We start from the raw sequence: 18,687 nt of genomic DNA, 5'->3' as shown, positions 1-18,687 counted from the left end.
TACGTGTTCTTAAATACGTTCCGCTATGCGGAGTTTCGCACTTCGTGCCCTATTGTTCAATGCTATTTCTTCTTTTGATGGAACTATTAGTCCTCCTACCTTTTTAAAGGGAACATCTATGTTTCCATAAAAATCCTTTTCTGGCTCTCCTTCAAATTTGCCCGCGCGGATAAAGCGTTTTACCAATCTATCTTCCAATGAGTGATAACTGATCAAACTCAATCTCCCTCCTTTATCCAATAACTCTGGTGTCTGCAGTAAAAATGCTTTTAAAACTGCTATCTCTTGGTTTACCTCAATCCTAATCGCCTGATAGATTTGCGCCAAAATCTTGTTCTCTTTCATTTTGGGCAAATGCTTGGATAAAACCGATTTTAAATCATCCGTGGTTTTAATTTGACCCTCAGCTCTTGCCTCAACGATTGTTTTAGCTAGGGCTCTTGCGTTTCTAAGCTCGCCATATTGATAAAGCACAGACCCCAAATCTTCTTGGGAATAGGTGTTTACCACATCAAAGGCAGATAAACTCCCACTCCTATCCATGCGCATGTCCAATGCCGCATTAAAGCGAATTGAAAACCCCCGTTCACCCTCATCAAACTGATGTGAGGAAACTCCAAAATCCGCTAGGATTCCATCAACTTTCCGAATGCCATAGAACTTCAAATATTGTTTTAGGAATTGAAAGTTTTGGTTGATCAATTGAAATCGTTCATCTTCGATAGCATTTGCCAGCGCATCTTCATCTTGATCAAAGGCAAACAACTTACCTTCCGACCCCAACCTTTTCAATATTTCCTTGGAATGTCCTCCGCCACCAAAAGTGACATCCACATACACTCCATTTTCTTTTATATCAAGCCCGCTTACCGTTTCATGCAGTAAAACAGGATTGTGATATGCACTATTCATCGTCTGCAAAAATCTCCTCCGCCAAATCCGCGTAGTCCTTTTCACCTTCTGCCAAGACTTTCTCGTACATTTCTTTGTTCCAGATTTCTATCTTGTCAAAAACCGCATTGAGCACTACTTCCTTACCTATTTCGGCATAACCCACCAAGTTTTTGGGTATTTGGAGTCTTCCCGTATCACCATCAATGGCAACTTCCTTCATCCCGGCCACAAAATTCCTTACGAATGCATCATACTTGCGATTGATCTTACTTTTCTTAAGCACTTTTTGCATTAGAAGATCAAATTCATGTTTTGGATACAACTCTAAGCATTGCTGGAAAACCGAGCGTTTTATTACGAACCCATCCTTTAAAACAGGCAACAACTGATTCTTCAGGGAAATGGGTAAGATTACCCTCCCTTTGGCATCAGCTTTACAGTCATGTTGTCCTATGATGTGGGTCACGAATGTTCAATTGGTTATTAACTATAACTCAAATATATAGATTTTATTTCCACATTTCTCCACTTAAAAACACATTTGTTAATAAAAACTCCACTTTTTAGTTGAAATACATGAAATTCACCACAAAATTGTTCGCAAGTTGTTTTTTGAGGTTTTTGGACATCAATTCCATTGATGGAATTGACCGCAATTTTGATCTGTCAAAACTCAATTTTTGTGTAGTTTGAATTGTCTATATTTGCCTACCAAGACCAACGTGCTATAGATGGAAGACCAAATCATAGAGGAAGGTAAATTCAGATACATAGAAATAGGTGAAGGAACGCCAATGATCATTCTACATGGATTAATGGGCGGTTTGAGCAACTTCCAAGGCGTTACTGAGTATTTTCCAGCCAAAGGTTATCAAGTACTTATTCCAGAGCTTCCCATCTATGACATGCCGATGTTAAAGACAACGGTTAAAAACTTTGCCAAATTCTTAAAAGAGTTTATAGAATTCAAAGGATTGAACGATGTTATCCTTTTGGGAAATTCCTTGGGCGGCCATATTGGTTTGTTGCACACCAAAATGTATCCTGAAATAGTTAAGGCATTGGTAATCACTGGCAGTTCTGGACTGTATGAGAGTGCCATGGGTGATGGATATCCTAAACGCGGGGATTACGAATTCATAAAAAAGAAAGCTCAAGATGTTTTTTATGACCCTGCTGTTGCCACAAAAGAAATAGTGGACGAAGTTTTTGCCACTGTGAACGACCGCATGAAATTGGTAAAGACCTTGGCGATAGCTAAAAGTGCCATTAGACATAATATGTCCAAGGACTTACCACATATGAATACGCCTACCTGCATTATTTGGGGAGAAAATGATTCTGTAACTCCACCCAATGTTGCCACGGAATTTCACGAACTACTACCTGATTCTGATTTATTCTGGATAGAGAAATGTGGTCATGCCCCAATGATGGAGCATCCTGATGAATTCAACAAGATATTGGAAGCTTGGTTGGTCCAAAGAAATTTCTAAACTAACCTGACTCATTTGCACACAGCAATGGAAGATGCAACTTGTATGTATCTTTGTTTCTGATTATTAAATCCCATTTGCGTGAAGATTACCTCGGCTGAATTTGTAATGAGCAATTCCAATGTGGCTAAATGCCCTAACGAACCGTTACCGGAATATGCCTTCATTGGACGATCCAATGTTGGAAAGTCCTCATTGATCAACATGCTAATGGAACGCAAGCATTTGGCCAAGACCTCTGGCAGACCAGGGAAAACCCAGCTTATCAATCATTTCAAAATCAATAAGAATTGGTTCCTGGTGGATTTACCTGGCTATGGCTATGCACGTGTTTCCAAAAAAGACAAAAAAGTATTTCAGAAGTATATCACGGAGTATTTTGTTAAGCGTAAGCAATTGGTTTGCGCATTTGTTTTGGTAGATATAAGACATGAACCCCAACCTATAGATGTGGAATTCATGGAATGGTTAGGTACCAATGGGATTCCTTTTGCAATTATATTCACAAAGGCAGATAAATTAAAGCCAGGTGCCATAGTCAATCATGTGAACACCTATTTAAGGATACTATTAGAAGGTGCTTGGGCAGAAGCACCTCCACACTTTGTGACCTCATCTTCCAAACACATGGGCAGAGATGCGTTGTTAAGTTATATTGGAGAAATCAATAACGGATTCTACACCAACTGATTCGAAATTTTTTCCATTATCAAATCTATCAGTTGACTTGGATTACTCAAATACGCCAATTCCTCTGAAGATATGAGTTCTTGCAATCCGTTCTTATCAGCGCGAATAATAGCTGGATAGCCAAAATTATGACCATACTTCATAAAGAATTCATCTTTATGAAGAAATTCCATTTGAATGCCACTGGTTTTCCTAAAATTTTTCCATTCTTTTTTCTCAGTCATCAACCCATATGTAATGTCACATAACCTGCATTGGTATGTAGACGGACTAAAAACCTTATGCACAGTATCCAACAGTGCATTTCTTTTGCCAGAGTTGGCATTATAAACAAACAACAATTTGAATTCTTCCAATTTTCTTTTTTCCTTTTTTAGTTAAACCAAATGAAGATGTAAACAAAGATTTGCTTCTTAATGGTCTACAATTACGGTAGTAACTAACACGTTATCCAAATCCCAACCTAAAAGTATAAATTCTCCAAACATCAATTTATTGGATTAGGTATTACTCAAGCGAAATACTATCTTGACCCTATGCAGTTTGCGGTGATTTTAATAGCACATTGGATTGGGGATTATGTCTTACAAAGCTCAAAAATGGCTTTGAACAAAGGAGTCAGTATTAAATGGTTAGGAATCCATGTAGCTACGTACAGTCTTATACTGGGTATTTTTGCATTTTTCATATTTGCAATCAATGAAGCCATTTTATTCGTTGTGATCAATGGCTTGCTGCACCTAATCACCGACTTTTTTACAAGTAAACTTGCATTGAAATACCAGGACAATGCAAGATTATTTTATCCTGTATTAGGTTTTGATCAATTGGTCCACGGACTCTGTCTATACCTAACATATTTAAACATCGACAACTTAATCTGAACAAATGCAGAACCAAACCGCACTTACTCCACGCCATTTTATAAAAACCATAACCATTATACATTTAGGCTTGTTATCAGCACCAACGCTTTTTGGTTTTGTTGCATATGCTCAGGCGAAAGATACTTTTCTGGACTACTCCAATACCGATGATACTTTTATGCTGGTAGTTCCTATAATTGCGCTCTCGGGAATATTCATGGGAAACTTATTATTCAAACAAAGCTTGATTGCAGCAAGGAAAGCTGATTCGCTTCAAAACAAATTGGCCAAGTTTCAAACCGCTTCCCTTATAAAATATGCCTTGATTGAAGGTCCGGCTTTTCTTGCAGCCGTTGCCTTTTTTCAAACCAACAATCTTACCTATTTATATATAGCAGCTATACTGATACTTTATCTGTATATACTAAGGCCCACTAAGGATAAGATTGAAAAGGGATTACAATTACGTGGGGATGATCGGGATAAATTCAATCGTTTAGACCATCCTATAGCGTAATCACTTCTTTTGGATTTCCAGCTTTTCAGCAAAATATTCGCAAAAATCCCGCATGGTAGCGGTCATTTTTTCATCTTGGGTAGCTTTCATAAATGTATCTGCCATGGTCACCAAAGTTTGATGGAAAAACACTTTCATTTCATCCACAGGCATATCCTTGGTCCATAAATCAATTTTTAAGGACTCTTGATTTTTACTATCCCAAACAGAAAGCATCATAGCTTTTGCTTCTTCATTTACCACTCCCCCATCTTGTGCTGACCAATTGAGTTTTTCAGGGATACGATTTTCATCAAGTCCAACGGTCAACTTTATCTCTGATGTATGTGCTACTGCCATTTATTTTCTTGGTTTGTAATTCGATTTTCTAAAAATTTCATCTCCTGATACGGACAGCATCTGCTGTAGGCTCAAATCATTGTTCTTCATAAATGCCCGTACTATTTGCCATCCCATATACCTACCTAAGCGTCCAGGGGATTCATTATCCAGTTCCAATTGGAATTTTGAAAAAGGAGCTGGATCAAGGAATCTTCGGTCCAATTTGGAATCCGTGCTATATAATAGTTCTCTTTCCACAAAATGACGCCAGATTTGTTCTTCATTTGCCAACGCCCATTCCATTTCTTCGTCGGTATAACCAATTTTATCCGCATCCTTGGCTTCTGGTAACAAGCGGTCTTTCAAATACAATTCTTTCCCGTAATGCACCATCCGAGCAAGAAAGGTTCTATTTCGTGGGTAACGTATCACTTTTTTGGCAAAAGCACTTGCAACATCTGAATCGATGTATCTTTTATCCAACCCCGTGGCCACATATCTCTGGATACTTTGATAAAAACGGTGATCTTGCCCTAAATAACAATCAAGTCCCAATAACAACAAGGTATCGGTCAAAATTACCCTGTCATTGTAGCGTACGTCCGAAGTTATGGTGACAACTTCTGGCACCGAGGTTTGTGGAAAATAATACTTGATATGTTTGAAAAGTTGGGTCAATGCATCGGCTTCAGCTTTAAAATCGCCAAATTCCATTTCAACTTCTTCCGATAATTCTATTTGAATCGTATCTGATAGTTTTGCCAACCAGATGCTGTCCGGGAATTGTGCAGGAAATAGATAAGGATACTGTTGCTTTAATTCTCCCAAGTTTTCTGCTGAAGCCTGTGAAAATTCCCTGTCAAACCTAGAGATATTAAGATTTACAGGAATTTTTTCAATTTCCAATTTGGTTTTATCCTCTTGCTTACATGAAAATCCCAAGAATAGACAACCGACTAAAAACCGTAATCCAAAGTATTTTGTTAAGCTCTTTACTTTTAGCACCGCAGCATTTAAATTTACAGGGCACAAAGGTAATTTATTGAATCTAAAAAGAAAGAAATGCAAACTGAAAAGGTGATTGATCATATTGTGAATTGGTTAAAGGACTACGCAACCAATGCAAATTGCAAAGGTTTTGTGATTGGTGTTTCCGGGGGAATCGACTCAGCGGTAACCTCAACCCTATGCGCAAAAACGGGACTAGAATTACTTTGCGTGGAAATGCCAATTCATCAAGGTGCCAATCAGGTGACCCGTGCCGATAAACATATCAATTGGCTCATGGAGCATTTCCCAAATGTAAATAGGCAGCCGGTAAACCTTACTCCAGTATTTGATAATCTTGTGGCTGCATTGCCTTCAGTTGATAACGAAGAAGAGCGTTTTATGTCTTTGGCAAATTCCAGAGCGCGCCTGCGCATGACTACCTTATACTATTTTGCAGCTTTGGAGGGCTATTTGGTCGCGGGAACAGGCAACAAAGTGGAAGACTTTGGAATTGGATTTTACACCAAATATGGGGATGGCGGGGTAGATTTAAGCCCCATTGCGGATTTAATGAAAACCGAAGTCTATGCCATTGGCGATAGCTTAGGGGTAAATCAAGATATTATGGAAGCTGCGCCAACAGATGGTCTATGGGGAGACAGTAGAACCGATGAAGACCAGATTGGTGCCTCATACCCAGAATTGGAGTGGGCTATGGAAATGGACGATCAAGGAAAGACTTCTGACGATTTTTCTGACAGACAAAAAGAAGTTTTCTTAATTTACAAAAAGTTTAATACTGCGAATAGGCATAAGATGATTCCGATACCAATTTGTGAAATTCCTGCTAGCCTAAAGTAGCATTTTGACCGAAAAAACCCAGCTTAAGACGAAAAAAACCCCAGAAATTCTAAGGTTTTAAGAAAAAAATTACAGTTTTACGTTCCCAATTTGTTAACTTGCCTGCTACGCCACGTAAGTAATTAAGTACTAAACAAAGTAAAACTCAAACCAAATGATTAAAGTATTAATAGCTGACAACCATCCCATTGTTCGCTTGGGCCTAAAGCAGGTCCTCGAGCATAGTTCAGATATTGAGGTCATTGCTGATGTTTCCACTACCACAGATTTATTTGAAACATTGGACAAAATTTCCCCCGACGTAGTTATGTTGGAAATGGACATTCCTGAAATCAATGGAATTGCCACCTTAAGAAAACTGAAACAAGAGTATCCTTCCGTTAAAACCCTAATGTATAGTGGACAATCCGAAGATGTTTATGCCTTAAGTACCATTCGCGCCGGTGCCTTTGGTTATCTTTCAAAAAGTGCAGACTTGGATTACATTGTAACCGCTGTACGAAAAGTTAGCCAAGGAAACATGTTCATCACAAATGAACTTGCGCAAAGATTGGCATTTGATGAAGGAACCCAAAAACCACGTAGATTCTTTAGAAAACTATCCTCTAGAGAAGTGGAAGTTCTTAAATTATTGGCAAGCGGAAAACGAAACAAAGAAGTTGCCGAAGGACTCAATTTAAACGAAAAAACGGTAAGCACCTACAAAGCTCGTTTAATGAAGAAGCTAAACGTAGATAACTTAGTGGACCTGTTACAGCAGGCCAAAGCATTGGAACTTTACTAAACCAATATTTAATACGTACTATTTAATTGAATCCCGTGCTTAAAGTGCGGGATTTTTTGTTAAGAGAGCACTCGATTCAGTTTTGCATTGAGGAGCTTGTTCAGTTGAAGGTAATTTACAATCTCTTCGAGCACTTCAGAATTATCACCGTTGTTCCCCTCTGTATTTTTTTGGAGTTGTTTGATTCTGTTTTTAATCAAATTACATCGTAACGTAAGTATGGTTTCACCAACTAATTGGGCAATCCCAAGTCCCTTATCCTTTGGATAGATGTCTTTACGCTCCCAATCGTGCAATACATAGCGTTCTTCTTCCATCAAAATGGAAGATACCTCACTAACCATTTCCTGGTCCAAGTTAGAAAGAAAGCTGTTCACGGTAAATTCTTCTTTCTCATTTAAATCTTCGATCAATTTATAGTAGATAGATCTAAACTGATCGTTGGTCAACTCTATTTCGTCCTCCTGTAAATCCAGGTATACCTTTTCATAGACTTTGGCTTCCACAATTTCTGGCTCAAGTACCAAATCCCCTTCTTCGTTCTCCTTTAATACCAAGTCTTCAAACTCTTGCTTTTGACTACCGTAAAGTAATAACAGTTCAATAATCTGTTTCTCCAGCTCGTATTGCACATCTACTTTCTCAGTTGGCTTTTCAGATTTAACAACTTCAAAAGGTTTTTGCTCTTGTTTTGCTTTTTTGGTAGCATCAGCAATATCCTTCTTTGTGATTTGTGCGAGCGTGTTGTAGAGGACTTCTTCAGAAATGCTCATGAGTTTGGCACATTCCTGAATATAGATTTCCCTTTTAATTTGATCGGGTATCTTACTGATGCTATTGACAATATCCCTTACTGTATCCGCACGTCTAATGGGATCGTTGGCAGCTTCTTGGACCAACAGTGATGTCTTGAACTGGATAAAGTCCTTGGCATTTTCTTCCAGGTACAACACCATATCTTCATAGGTATTGTTTTTGGCAAAACTATCAGGGTCTTCCCCTTCTGGGAATGTACAGACCTTGACATTCATTCCTTGCTCCAAAATCAAATCAATACCGCGCAGAGACGCACGTAAACCAGCAGCATCACCATCAAATAACACCGTAATGTTCTTGGTAAGTCGATTGATGAGTCGGATTTGTTCCGGAGTCAATGCAGTACCACTTGAAGAAACAACATTATGCACCCCCTTTTGGTACATTTGGATGACATCCGTATAACCTTCTACCAAATAGCAATTGTCTTCTTTCGCTATGGATTGCTTTGCATAGTATATGCCGTAAAGCACTTTGCTTTTATGGTAGATATCACTTTCCGGTGAGTTAAGATATTTGGCGGCTTTTTTGTCATTTGTAAGTATCCGACCTCCAAAGCCCAAAACACGCCCACTCATGGAGTGAATAGGAAACATGACCCTCCCTTTGAAACGATCAAACTTTTTGGATTCACCTGAAGCTTGTTCCTTAACTATCGTAAGGCCGGTTTTCTCTAAAAACTCCAGCTGGTAACCTTGTTCTATGGCCGAATTGGTAAATGCCTCCCATTCATCAAGGCTATAGCCCAATCCAAACTTTTTAATGGTTTCATCAGTAAAGCCCCGTTCTTTAAAATAGGTCAACCCTATGGCCTTGCCTGGTTCCGATTCCCAAAGTGTTTCCTCAAAGTACTTTTGTGCATGTTCAGACACCAAATACAAACTTTCCCTTTCATTGGCTTGCTCCTTTTGTTCATCGGTTTGCTCGGTTTCCTCAATTTCTATATTGTATTTCTTGGCCAAGTATTTTATGGCCTCTGGATACGAAAAGTGTTCGTGTTCCATTAAAAAGGCCACAACGTTACCACCTTTCCCACTACTAAAATCCTTCCATATCTGTTTTACCGGAGATACCATGAAACTCGGAGTACGCTCATCGGTAAAAGGGCTTAGTCCCTTAAAATTGGACCCGGATTTCTTCAATTGCACATAATCCCCGATCACCTCTTCTACGCGAGCGGTTTCATAAACTTGATCTATGGTTGTTTTGGAAATCAATATCTGGAATTATTGAGCCTCTAAAGGTAATTAAAAAACGGATTTCCAAAATTAGATATCATTCGTCAGATCATAGCGGTCATTGATCAATTTATCCTCCACATTTTTCAAAAACAATTCCACCTTTCTGCACTAAACCAATCTTCTACAACTATGAAGCCAAGGACATTAAAGTTTTGGTCAGGAAGCGTAAAAGAGCATTCCAAATCAGCAATTACATTGAATTCAAAGGGTGTTTTATGTCCAATCTGCAGTTCAAGATTTTCTAATTTCATGAATTTCGGTAAGCCCAAGCGTTTAAATGCAAGATGCAAAAATTGCGGATCTCTTGAGCGGCATCGTCTATTGCATTTGTTTTTCCAAAACGAATTAGGAAGTTTTACGGACAATGCATCTAATTACAAAATATTGCACTTTGCACCTGAGAAGTTTTTTTACAATTACTTTTCTTCAATAAAAGGGATAAACTATAAGCCATGTGATTTAACACCCAACAAATACAAATGGAAAGGTCCCGTGAACGTGTCAAAAGTAGATATTACAAACATTCCGTTTGAATCTGGGTACTTTGATTTTATCCTCTGTAATCACGTATTAGAACATGTCCTGGATGATGCTCTGGCGATGAAAGAACTGCATCGCGTATTGAACAAAAAAGGTTTCGCAATTATTCAGGTACCAATCCACCCCACTTTAGAAAACACGTATGAGGACCGGAGAATCACCAAACCGAGTGAAAGGAAAATAGCATTTGGACAAAAAGACCATGTGCGGTGGTATGGGAAGGATTTTAAATGGCGTCTAGAACATGTAGGTTTTCAGGTAGATGTGATTGATTATTCATCTCAATTTACTCCAGAAGAAAAATACAAATATGGATTATTGGATTCAGAGTCAATTTACTTATGCAAAAAAAGCAGTTAACCTTTAGCTCATAAAATGGCCAACAAATTCCGAGGGTAACCTATTCAAGATTATTCTTTTTTAGGTTAACATGACTTCAAAATACCCTATCCATCAACTCAAATTGGTCATTCGTCAAATCACTTCAATTTTTTTTGCACAACTACATTACTTTCTAAAATAAATCTGGAGACCAGAAACCACAAACGGGGCGGAACCGAAAAGCCATACGAGTAGGATAACCAACTAGTTTAATTATGAAATGGTATTTAAAAGTACTGAAACAGTACGCAGATTTTAATGGAAGAGCAAGACGAAAGGAATATTGGATGTTCTTGTTATTTAATATGCTTTTCGCAGGAATTGCCATGACCTTGGATATTGTAACCGGCCTTGCAGATAGCGGAATGGGTATTCTTTATCCGCTTTACGCCCTCGGCACATTGGTTCCCGGGGTAGCTGTCTGCGTCCGAAGATTGCATGATATTGGAAAAAACTGGACCTGGATATTCATTGGACTAGTGCCTGTTATAGGTGGTATTTGGTTGCTTATACTAATGATCAAGGATAGTGATCCAATTGACAATGAGTTTGGTCCCAACCCTAAGGCCGCAACAACTTAATCCAATGCATATCAACCTCATATTTGTACCTTAAAAATTTAAGATTTAATACATGCTCTGAGTTCCTAGTATTTTTTGAATATCGTAATTTCATTCTAAAAAAGAATGATTTTCTTCTTCGGAACAAGAACTGGGAAAAAAGTGACGAAACAATTGGTAGGTGTAAATTGCCCACATTGCCATCAAACAGGGTCATTAACGGCAATTTCACAAACAAATTTCATCCATTTATTTTGGATACCCATCATCCCAATTGGCACGTCCCAATTTGCGGAATGTGGTCATTGTAAAAGGGGGTTTTACAAAGAGGAGTTTTCCCAAGAAATGAAAAAGGCCCTACAGGACTATAAGAGCGCAGCTAGTTGAATTGATAAACACAGTCCATACCAGCTACGCTTTTCTTACGTAATGGTTATAAATCGAACCGAAGGCCTAAAGAAATATTGTTTTGATTGGGTTGATCAAAGCTTTCAAAAAACAAATCGTTAATCTCGTACTTAAAATATAACGTCATTTCACCTACACCGGCATAAGCTGAGATTCCTCCTATATCTCCAGTATCTACAGAGTTGGACAATGGATACAACGATTGCAAATACTCGAAATCTTCAACTACCGCATCTCCTTCTTTAATTTTTTGGATGGTTTTGTAATTGTATCCATAGAATACTCCTAAACCAATTTTGAATTGATCCCTTGTAGAGTAACGAAAATAGTTTCCATGATCTTTCCTAACTGATGGGCCAAATTCAAGGAATAAAGGTATGATGAAACTGTCTTTCCTAAGTTTCACTTTTTTAAAACTACCGGAAGAGGTGAAACTTCTTACATCAGTTAACACCACTGATGAGCTATTCAATATATCGGGATTTTGTACTACCGAAAAGACTTGATTATTCGTTTTTAGTCCATTGAATTGAAATGAAATACCATATCTGAACCTAAGCCAATTAGTGTTTTTAAACACTCTAGTAGTCCAAGAATATCCAATTTCAAAAAATTTACTCCCAAACAAAGTATATGGACTATCATTAAACGACTCCCCTTCTATAATTGCATTATTTAAACCAAAAGCAACAACTAAATCAGAATGTGTTCGCCTATCATATTTAACTTCCCGTTCCCATCGCCTATGGTTTCCAATAAATATGGGCTCCCCATCAATACGTATTGAAAATCCATCTTCTTCAAAAAACTGGGTATCACCATCCAAGATACTTATACCTCGTCCTTTGTTCCTTTCCAAAATTGCTATTTGATTGTCAATAATTGCAACACGGTTCTCAATATTCAAAGCACGTTTTTTGGCTACTTCTGCTTTGAGTAATTTGGCCTCATCCTCGCTTAAATCGCCGTTGTCCATGCGATCATTGATATCGCGGACTTCTTCCTTTAAGGCTTCCTTTTCTTCGTGGGCTATTTGTTCCTTTTTATCTTTTAATTTTTCAATTTGACGTTTATAATCCTCTTGACCGGTCATTTGTTGCGTAATAAGCAGTAGTAAAAATGCCGATAAATAAATGGTAATAATTCTCATGTTTGATTAAGATTAACCCTCCTTGAGTCCCCTCAAAACGAAAGTTCCGAGGGGGAAGCAAAAAGGTATGATTGATTGATGAATAAATTCTAATTGTTCCGGTCAGCAACTGCAGTTCGCAGTTTGAAATAACCATCTTTCAACGTATCGAATAGTTGATCACGTAGCGAAGCATCCAATTCGTCTTCTACCTCTGTTAATAGGGCCATGGCATCTATACTCCCGTTGTCTTGAAATACTTTTTCCTTAATGATTTCCGCTTGAGCAGCTCGCAAAAGGGAATCTACTTCTGCATCACTGACATTTTCATTGATTTGCTCCAACAATGCCACTTGAGCGAAAACTTCATTTATTTTTTCCGAAATCAACGGGTTCGCATCATCCAGGGTCAATTGATCCACTTCCTGTTTGGAGGCAATTTCATTGGCATTTAAAACTTTTGGTGCAATATTGATTGGTTGTTTTGAAGTCGATTCTTTTGGCTCATCTTCAACGACTTCCACAATAGCTTCCGTAGTAATTTCTTTAGCTAGATCCACATTTTTCTTGTCAGTGGATAAAACCGGAACCTCTTCATTATTTTCCTCTACCAATTGAATTGGTTCTTTTTCTGATTGCGTGTTCAAGAAAAATAGTGATGCAATCAACAGTCCTATAAAACCTGCAGCTACCGCATATTTATATGAAAACCCAGCACCTTTCTTATGTGCTGGTTCCAACTGATGGGAAATTTTTTCCCATGCATCCTTGCTGGGTGTTATTTCCCTTGTTTCCAATTCCTTTTTTATGTGTTTTTCCAATTTCTCCATGACTCCTCTATTTTTTCAGGGATTTCTTTGAACCCGTAACCCCTTGTAACTTTAAATTCTCTTGCAACATTTTCCTAGCCTTGAATAGCTGTGATTTTGATGTGCCCTCGGATATTTTCAACATTTCAGCTATTTCATTATGCTTATAGCCCTCTATCGCATAGAGTAAGAACACCATTTTATATCCTTCAGGAAGCTTATCAATCAATTTTTGAACATACTCAGCATCTAATAACGAGTGGCTATCCGTGCTACTGGCATTTCCAGTTTCAACTACTTCATCATCATATACCACAAACTGTTTCTTTCGTACATAAGAAATGCTTTCCCTAACCATTATTTTCCGAATCCAGCCTTCAAAACTTCCTTTAAATTGAAAGGATTCCAGATTTTGAAACACCTTCACAAATCCATTCACCATTACATCCTCTGCAAACTGAACATCTCGAATGTATTGCCGGCAGACACCAAGCATTTTTGGTGCAAATCGGTCATAAAGCAATTTCTGATAATTGCGGTCACCAGAAATTGCCTTTCTGATCAGCTGCTTCTCATTGGTATATAATGGAACAATTCTCAACAGTGGTTCTCGTTTGGATTGTTATAAAGATAGACGCGCCCGCTTTCAAAACCGTTGCCTGGGAATCGAAATTTTTTAAAAAAAGATGTAGGACAGACTTATTTTTTACGGTCAACTACATAATTGACCATCAAGGTAAGCGCACTTTTGTATTCAGAATCGGGATATTTATCTAAAAGCGATAGGGCTTCGTCTTTAAATTCGAGCATTTTTGAAACCGCATATTCCAATCCGCCTTTTTCCTTAACATAGCCGATTACTTCTTTTACGCGTTTTCTATTTTTATTGTGCTTTTTTATGGAATTGATAAGCCAACGCCGTTGCTCCTTATCACTTTGATTTAAGGCGTAGATCAAAGGCAAGGTCATTTTTTGCTCCTTGATGTCAATACCTGTTGGCTTCCCGATTTTCTCTTCTCCGTAATCAAAGAGATCATCCTTAATTTGAAATGCCATACCACAAAGCTCCCCAAATCTTCGGAAAATTTCCACTTCTTCTGAATCAGGCCTTACAGAACATGCGCCCATGCTACAACATGCAGCAATAAGTGTAGCTGTCTTTTGTCTTATGATGTCGTAATAAACCTCCTCTGTAATATCAAGTAATCTTGCCTTTTCAATTTGGAGCAATTCCCCTTCACTCATATCCCTAACTGCATTGGAGATGATGTGCAACAAGTCATAGTTCTTGTTTTCCAACGCAACCAGCACGCCTTTGGAGAACAGAAAGTCCCCAACCAGAACTGCGATTTTGTTTTTCCATAATGCATTAATAGAGAAGAAGCCTCTTCGCTTGTGGCTATCATCCACCACATCATCATGGACCAAACTGGCCGTATGGATCAATTCAATAATGGAGGCTCCGGTATAGGTTCGCTCGTTTACTTGACCGTTATTGATCATCTTAGCGGTGAGAAAAACAAACATAGGGCGCATTTGCTTGCCCTTACGATTCACAATATAAAAGGTGATTCTATTGAACAAAGCCACCTTAGAGGACATCGATTTTAGAAACTTCTCCTCAAAAAGTTGCATTTCCCGTTCAATGGGTTCCTTGATCTGCGAAACTACCTTCAATGCAATGCCTTTAGTTAATTGCGTTTTGGAGGCTAAAAGTAGGGAAAAAGCGAGAGTTCAGCACAGGATAACCAAAGATTTAAGCCAGTAGGTTCAAAGCATCGGTAAACTGTTGATGACATTGGATAAATTGAAAGGTATGGTATTGACTTATTGTTTGTTCGCCAATTGTCCGCAAGCCGCATCTATATCCTTGCCCCTAGAGCGTCTTACCGTCACCGTGATGCCATTTTTTTCCAAAGTTCGTGTATACATACTGACCGCAGCTTCGGACGCTTGCTGAAACGCACCGTCATCAATGGGGTTGTATTCAATAAGATTGACTTTACTAGGTGCAAATTTGCAGAATTTCACCAAAGCATCCACCGCCTCCTGGGTGTCATTTATTCCCTTCCAAACCACATATTCGTATGTAATTCTGTTTTTGGTTTTGGCATACCAATATTGAAGGGCTTCTCTGAGGTCTTTTAATGGAAACGTGGCATTAAAAGGCATAATATTGGTACGAACCTCATCAATTGCTGAATGCAAGGATACAGCCAGACCAAATTTCACCTCCTCATCCGCCATTTTCCTTATCATCTTGGGCACTCCCGATGTGGACACCACAATACGTTTAGGTGACATCCCCAATCCTTCAGGGGACGTTATTTTCTCAATCGCTTTGAGTACATTATTATAGTTCATGAGCGGCTCTCCCATTCCCATGAATACAATATTGCTCAACGGACGGTCAAAATACAATCTACTTTCATTGTCAATGGCAACTACCTGATCATAAATTTCATCAGGATTGAGGTTACGCATCCGTTTTAACCTTGCTGTAGCACAAAATTTACAGTCCAAACTACACCCAACTTGGCTGGATACGCAAGCGGTAGTTCTTGTATCGGTTGGAATTAGAACAGATTCAACTACCAAACCATCATGAAGTCGTACTGCATTTTTGATTGTCCCGTCAGCGCTTCGTTGCATCTGGTCTACCCGTATGTGATTGATTACGAAGTTTTCTTCCAACATCTTTCGGGTAGCTTTGGAAATATTGGACATCGCATCAAAGGAGTGAGCGGATTTTTGCCACAGCCATTCATAGACTTGGTTTCCTCGGAACGGCTTGTCGCCTTGGGAAACAAAAAAATCCCGAAGTTGTTCCTTGGTCAATGCCCTTATATCCTTTTTTTTGACTTCCATTCCTTAAATATAGTCAAGAAAAATCCCGAAAAGCTTAGCCAATCGGGATAGAATCTTTCAATTTATCTTAACAATCAGTACCTATAGTACAAGCATTGCATCTCCATAGGAGTAGAATTTGTATTGTTCCAAGATTGCTTGTTTGTACGCTTTTTTCATTAAATCATGACCAATAAATGCAGAAACCATCATTAACAATGTAGATTTTGGCAAGTGGAAATTGGTAATCATACAATTGGCAATACTGAAATCATAGGGTGGAAAAATAAACTTGTTGGTCCATCCTTCAAATGTGTTAAGAGTATGTTCCGAAGAAACCGCACTTTCCAATCCTCGCATTACCGTTGTTCCTACTGCACAAACTTTCCTTTTACTACTTTTCGCATTATTTACAATATCAGTGGCTTTTTCATCGATTACCAATTCCTCACTGTCCATTTTATGTTTTGACAAATCCTCAACCTCAACTGGGTTAAAGGTTCCCAAACCAACATGAAGTGTTACTTCGGCAAAATCAATCCCTTTGATCTCCAATCTTTTTAAAAGGTGCTTGGAAAAATGTAATCCAGCTGTTGGTGCAGCTACTGCTCCTTCATATTTTGCATAAATAGTTTGGTAGCGGTTCTCATCCTCTGGCTCAACATCTCTTTTAATGTACTTGGGAAGTGGGGTCTGGCCCAATTCTCTCAATTTTCTTCTAAAATCAGTGTAAGATCCATCATAAAGGAAACGTAAAGTTCTTCCTCTTGAAGTGGTATTATCAATAACTTCAGCCACTAAACTCTCGTCTTCTCCAAAATACAATTTGTTCCCTATTCTGATTTTCCGTGCCGGATCAACCAAAACATCCCACAGACGTTGCTCTTGGTTCAATTCACGTAGTAAGAACACTTCAATCCTAGCTCCGGTTTTCTCCTTGTTCCCATATAGTCTGGCTGGAAATACCTTGGTATTGTTCAACACCATCACATCTCCTTCATCAAAATAATCGATTAGGTCTTTGAACATTTTATGCTCAATTTTTCCCGTTTCCCTGTGAATTACCATCAATTTTGCCTCGTCCCTGTTTTCCGCAGGATATTCTGCTAATAGATCATTTGGTAATTCAAAGTTGAAGTTTGATAATTTCATGTAGACTTGTTTTGGTAAATTTTAAAGAGCGCAAATATACAATCTCGACATAGGGGATGTCAAGTAAATTGATGATTAAATGCGAATTACAGCTTTTCTACTTGAAAACCTAGGATTTCCAGGTCCTTCCAATAGTCCGGATAGGATTTAGAAACTACGCCCGCATCATTGACCTTAAGGGTGGTTTTAAGTGCAAGTGGGCCAAATGCCATCGCCATTCGGTGATCGTGATACGTATCAATGCTTGCCCCTGAAACAATTCGTGTGGATGGTTTAAGTGTCAGGCTTTCATGATTAATTTCCACAGTGGCCCCTACTTTTTCCAATTCTGTTTTCATGGCACCTAAACGGTCGGTTTCCTTGATGGGTAACGTATGCAAACCGGTTAGATGACAGCCCATTCCCAAACCAAAACAGGTAACTGAAATGGTCTGTGCAATATCTGGTGCATTGGCCAAATCATATGCAACAGTTTTAAGTTCACATTCTCTCGCTTTTTTAAGAAGTATTTTATTGTCCTCAAATGTAGTTTCAACACCAAAATCCCTATAAATGGTGGAAAGAACACTGTCTCCTTGAAGGGAATTTTCTTTATAGGCTGATAATTCTATTTGGGACCCAACTTCACTAAGTGCTGCAATGCTGTAAAAGTAACTTGCTGAACTCCAATCAGATTCCACGACCAATGTACTTTCTTCCACTGCTGGCTTTGGTAAAACGGTAATCATATTGCCATCAAAATGCGATTCAACTCCTATTTGACGCAATAAACCCAAAGTCATTTTGATATATGGAACTGATGTTATTTTGCCCACCAAGTCCAATTTTAAACCATTGGGCAAACTTGGTGCGATCATCAATAAGGCAGAAATATACTGACTACTAATATTGGCAGGTAATCTGACTTCACTTTTGTCCAATGCCCTACCCTTGATTTGTATAGGGGGATAACCCTCATTTTTTATGTAGGTAATGTCAGCCCCCATACTTTGAAGCGCTTCAACAAGCACTTTGATAGGCCTTTCTTGCATTCTTTGAGAGCCGGTCAAGGTAACCTCTTTTCCTGCTTGGGAAGCAAAATAGGCGGTCAAGAAACGCATAGCCGTTCCTGCGTGGTGAATATCCACAATACCCTTACTGATTGACAAGCCTTTTTGCATGACCTCACCATCATCAGAGTTTGAAAGGTTTTCAATCTTGATGTTTGGATAAAGGGCCCGCAAAAGCAAGGACCGATTTGTCTCACTTTTGGAACCAGTTATGGCCACGGATTTCGTGATTTTCTTATCGCTGGGAAAGGACAATTTCAGTTTCAAAGCGTTGGTATTTGGTTGAAAAGCCAAAGCTAGAAAAAACCCGTTTATTGTTCTTGTGCTGGACTAACT

22 protein-coding genes are annotated in these 18,687 nt (G+C 38.7%); 9 read left to right on the top strand and 13 right to left on the bottom strand.

What is annotated here, in order from left to right:
* Positions 1 to 9 precede the first annotated feature (9 nt).
* Positions 10 to 912 (bottom strand): 16S rRNA (cytosine(1402)-N(4))-methyltransferase RsmH, encoded by a 903-nt coding sequence (gene rsmH, locus M3P19_RS13765; RefSeq protein ID WP_249658270.1) that lies wholly within the window; start codon positions 910 to 912, stop codon positions 10 to 12.
* On the bottom strand, positions 905 to 1,360 hold the full coding sequence (locus tag M3P19_RS13760; protein WP_249658269.1) for a division/cell wall cluster transcriptional repressor MraZ: 456 nt from the start codon (positions 1,358 to 1,360) through the stop codon (positions 905 to 907). Before M3P19_RS13760 ends, rsmH begins: the two co-directional genes overlap by 8 nt.
* A gap of 265 nt (positions 1,361 to 1,625) precedes the next feature.
* Here M3P19_RS13760 and M3P19_RS13755 point away from each other — a divergent pair, with 265 nt between their 5' ends.
* Entirely contained in the window at positions 1,626 to 2,390 is a 765-nt protein-coding gene (locus M3P19_RS13755; RefSeq protein ID WP_249658268.1) for an alpha/beta fold hydrolase, read from the top strand.
* Between the two features lie 81 nt (positions 2,391 to 2,471).
* Entirely contained in the window at positions 2,472 to 3,080 is a 609-nt protein-coding gene (gene yihA, locus M3P19_RS13750) for a ribosome biogenesis GTP-binding protein YihA/YsxC (protein WP_249658267.1), read from the top strand.
* On the opposite strand, the gene M3P19_RS13745 is transcribed toward yihA, so the two are convergent.
* Entirely contained in the window at positions 3,068 to 3,436 is a 369-nt protein-coding gene (locus tag M3P19_RS13745; protein ID WP_249658266.1) for a GTPase, read from the bottom strand. The two genes, yihA and M3P19_RS13745, sit on opposite strands and share 13 nt — an antisense overlap.
* Positions 3,437 to 3,616: 180 nt before the next feature.
* Here M3P19_RS13745 and M3P19_RS13740 point away from each other — a divergent pair, with 180 nt between their 5' ends.
* Both M3P19_RS13740 and M3P19_RS13735 read left to right on the top strand, forming a co-directional pair.
* On the top strand, positions 3,617 to 3,964 hold the full coding sequence (locus M3P19_RS13740; protein ID WP_249658265.1) for a DUF3307 domain-containing protein: 348 nt from the start codon (positions 3,617 to 3,619) through the stop codon (positions 3,962 to 3,964).
* Positions 3,965 to 3,968: 4 nt separating this feature from the next.
* Complete coding sequence (locus M3P19_RS13735) at positions 3,969 to 4,463, top strand: hypothetical protein (RefSeq protein ID WP_249658264.1); 495 nt, start codon at positions 3,969 to 3,971, stop codon at positions 4,461 to 4,463.
* Here M3P19_RS13735 and gldC read toward each other — a convergent pair whose 3' ends face one another.
* Positions 4,464 to 4,802 (bottom strand): gliding motility protein GldC, encoded by a 339-nt coding sequence (gene gldC / locus M3P19_RS13730; protein ID WP_249658263.1) that lies wholly within the window; start codon positions 4,800 to 4,802, stop codon positions 4,464 to 4,466.
* Positions 4,803 to 5,873 (bottom strand): gliding motility lipoprotein GldB, encoded by a 1,071-nt coding sequence (gldB, locus tag M3P19_RS13725; RefSeq protein WP_249658262.1) that lies wholly within the window; start codon positions 5,871 to 5,873, stop codon positions 4,803 to 4,805. It abuts the gene before it with no gap.
* On the opposite strand from gldB, the gene nadE reads away from it, so the two are divergent.
* Positions 5,847 to 6,635: an NAD(+) synthase gene (gene nadE / locus M3P19_RS13720; RefSeq protein WP_249658261.1), complete on the top strand. Its 789-nt coding sequence runs from the start codon at positions 5,847 to 5,849 to the stop codon at positions 6,633 to 6,635. The two genes, gldB and nadE, sit on opposite strands and share 27 nt — an antisense overlap.
* Before the next feature lie 154 nt (positions 6,636 to 6,789).
* Complete coding sequence (locus tag M3P19_RS13715) at positions 6,790 to 7,419, top strand: response regulator (protein WP_249658260.1); 630 nt, start codon at positions 6,790 to 6,792, stop codon at positions 7,417 to 7,419.
* Between the two features lie 59 nt (positions 7,420 to 7,478).
* Here M3P19_RS13715 and dnaG read toward each other — a convergent pair whose 3' ends face one another.
* Positions 7,479 to 9,452 (bottom strand): DNA primase, encoded by a 1,974-nt coding sequence (gene dnaG, locus M3P19_RS13710; protein WP_249658259.1) that lies wholly within the window; start codon positions 9,450 to 9,452, stop codon positions 7,479 to 7,481.
* Positions 9,453 to 9,605: 153 nt separating this feature from the next.
* Between dnaG and M3P19_RS13705 the strand changes: the two genes are divergently transcribed.
* The 3 genes from M3P19_RS13705 (at position 9,606) to M3P19_RS13695 (ending at position 11,344) form a co-directional block, all read left to right on the top strand.
* Complete coding sequence (locus M3P19_RS13705) at positions 9,606 to 10,376, top strand: class I SAM-dependent methyltransferase (RefSeq protein ID WP_249658258.1); 771 nt, start codon at positions 9,606 to 9,608, stop codon at positions 10,374 to 10,376.
* Between the two features lie 236 nt (positions 10,377 to 10,612).
* Complete coding sequence (locus M3P19_RS13700; protein WP_249658257.1) at positions 10,613 to 10,978, top strand: DUF805 domain-containing protein; 366 nt, start codon at positions 10,613 to 10,615, stop codon at positions 10,976 to 10,978.
* Positions 10,979 to 11,083: 105 nt separating this feature from the next.
* A complete protein-coding gene (locus tag M3P19_RS13695; protein ID WP_249658256.1) occupies positions 11,084 to 11,344 on the top strand; it encodes a zinc-ribbon domain-containing protein in 261 nt (86 codons plus the stop codon).
* A gap of 46 nt (positions 11,345 to 11,390) precedes the next feature.
* Here M3P19_RS13695 and M3P19_RS13690 read toward each other — a convergent pair whose 3' ends face one another.
* The 7 genes from M3P19_RS13690 to M3P19_RS13660 all read right to left on the bottom strand — a co-directional run bounded on the left by M3P19_RS13690 (position 11,391) and on the right by M3P19_RS13660 (position 18,618).
* Entirely contained in the window at positions 11,391 to 12,515 is a 1,125-nt protein-coding gene (locus M3P19_RS13690) for a hypothetical protein (RefSeq protein ID WP_249658255.1), read from the bottom strand.
* 89 nt (positions 12,516 to 12,604) lie between these two features.
* Positions 12,605 to 13,324 carry a hypothetical protein gene (locus tag M3P19_RS13685; protein ID WP_249658254.1) on the bottom strand — a complete coding sequence of 240 codons (720 nt, stop codon included), beginning with the start codon at positions 13,322 to 13,324 and terminating at the stop codon, positions 12,605 to 12,607.
* A 7-nt stretch (positions 13,325 to 13,331) separates the two neighbouring features.
* A complete protein-coding gene (locus tag M3P19_RS13680; protein WP_249658253.1) occupies positions 13,332 to 13,904 on the bottom strand; it encodes an RNA polymerase sigma factor in 573 nt (190 codons plus the stop codon).
* A gap of 98 nt (positions 13,905 to 14,002) precedes the next feature.
* The gene (locus tag M3P19_RS13675) at positions 14,003 to 14,980 is read right to left on the bottom strand and encodes a polyprenyl synthetase family protein (RefSeq protein WP_249658252.1); all 978 of its coding nucleotides are present in this window, start codon (positions 14,978 to 14,980) and stop codon (positions 14,003 to 14,005) included.
* A gap of 150 nt (positions 14,981 to 15,130) precedes the next feature.
* Positions 15,131 to 16,171 carry a dual-specificity RNA methyltransferase RlmN gene (gene rlmN / locus M3P19_RS13670; RefSeq protein ID WP_249658251.1) on the bottom strand — a complete coding sequence of 347 codons (1,041 nt, stop codon included), beginning with the start codon at positions 16,169 to 16,171 and terminating at the stop codon, positions 15,131 to 15,133.
* Positions 16,172 to 16,252: 81 nt separating this feature from the next.
* A complete protein-coding gene (gene queA / locus M3P19_RS13665) occupies positions 16,253 to 17,302 on the bottom strand; it encodes a tRNA preQ1(34) S-adenosylmethionine ribosyltransferase-isomerase QueA (RefSeq protein ID WP_249658250.1) in 1,050 nt (349 codons plus the stop codon).
* An 86-nt stretch (positions 17,303 to 17,388) separates the two neighbouring features.
* The gene (locus M3P19_RS13660) at positions 17,389 to 18,618 is read right to left on the bottom strand and encodes a 3-phosphoshikimate 1-carboxyvinyltransferase (protein WP_249658249.1); all 1,230 of its coding nucleotides are present in this window, start codon (positions 18,616 to 18,618) and stop codon (positions 17,389 to 17,391) included.
* Positions 18,619 to 18,687 lie beyond the last annotated feature (69 nt).

Source organism: Flagellimonas spongiicola, assembly GCF_023502425.1.
GTDB lineage: Bacteria > Bacteroidota > Bacteroidia > Flavobacteriales > Flavobacteriaceae > Flagellimonas > Flagellimonas spongiicola.
Note: the sequence above shows the minus strand (reverse complement) of the source record. Positions and strands in the feature narration are given on the sequence as shown.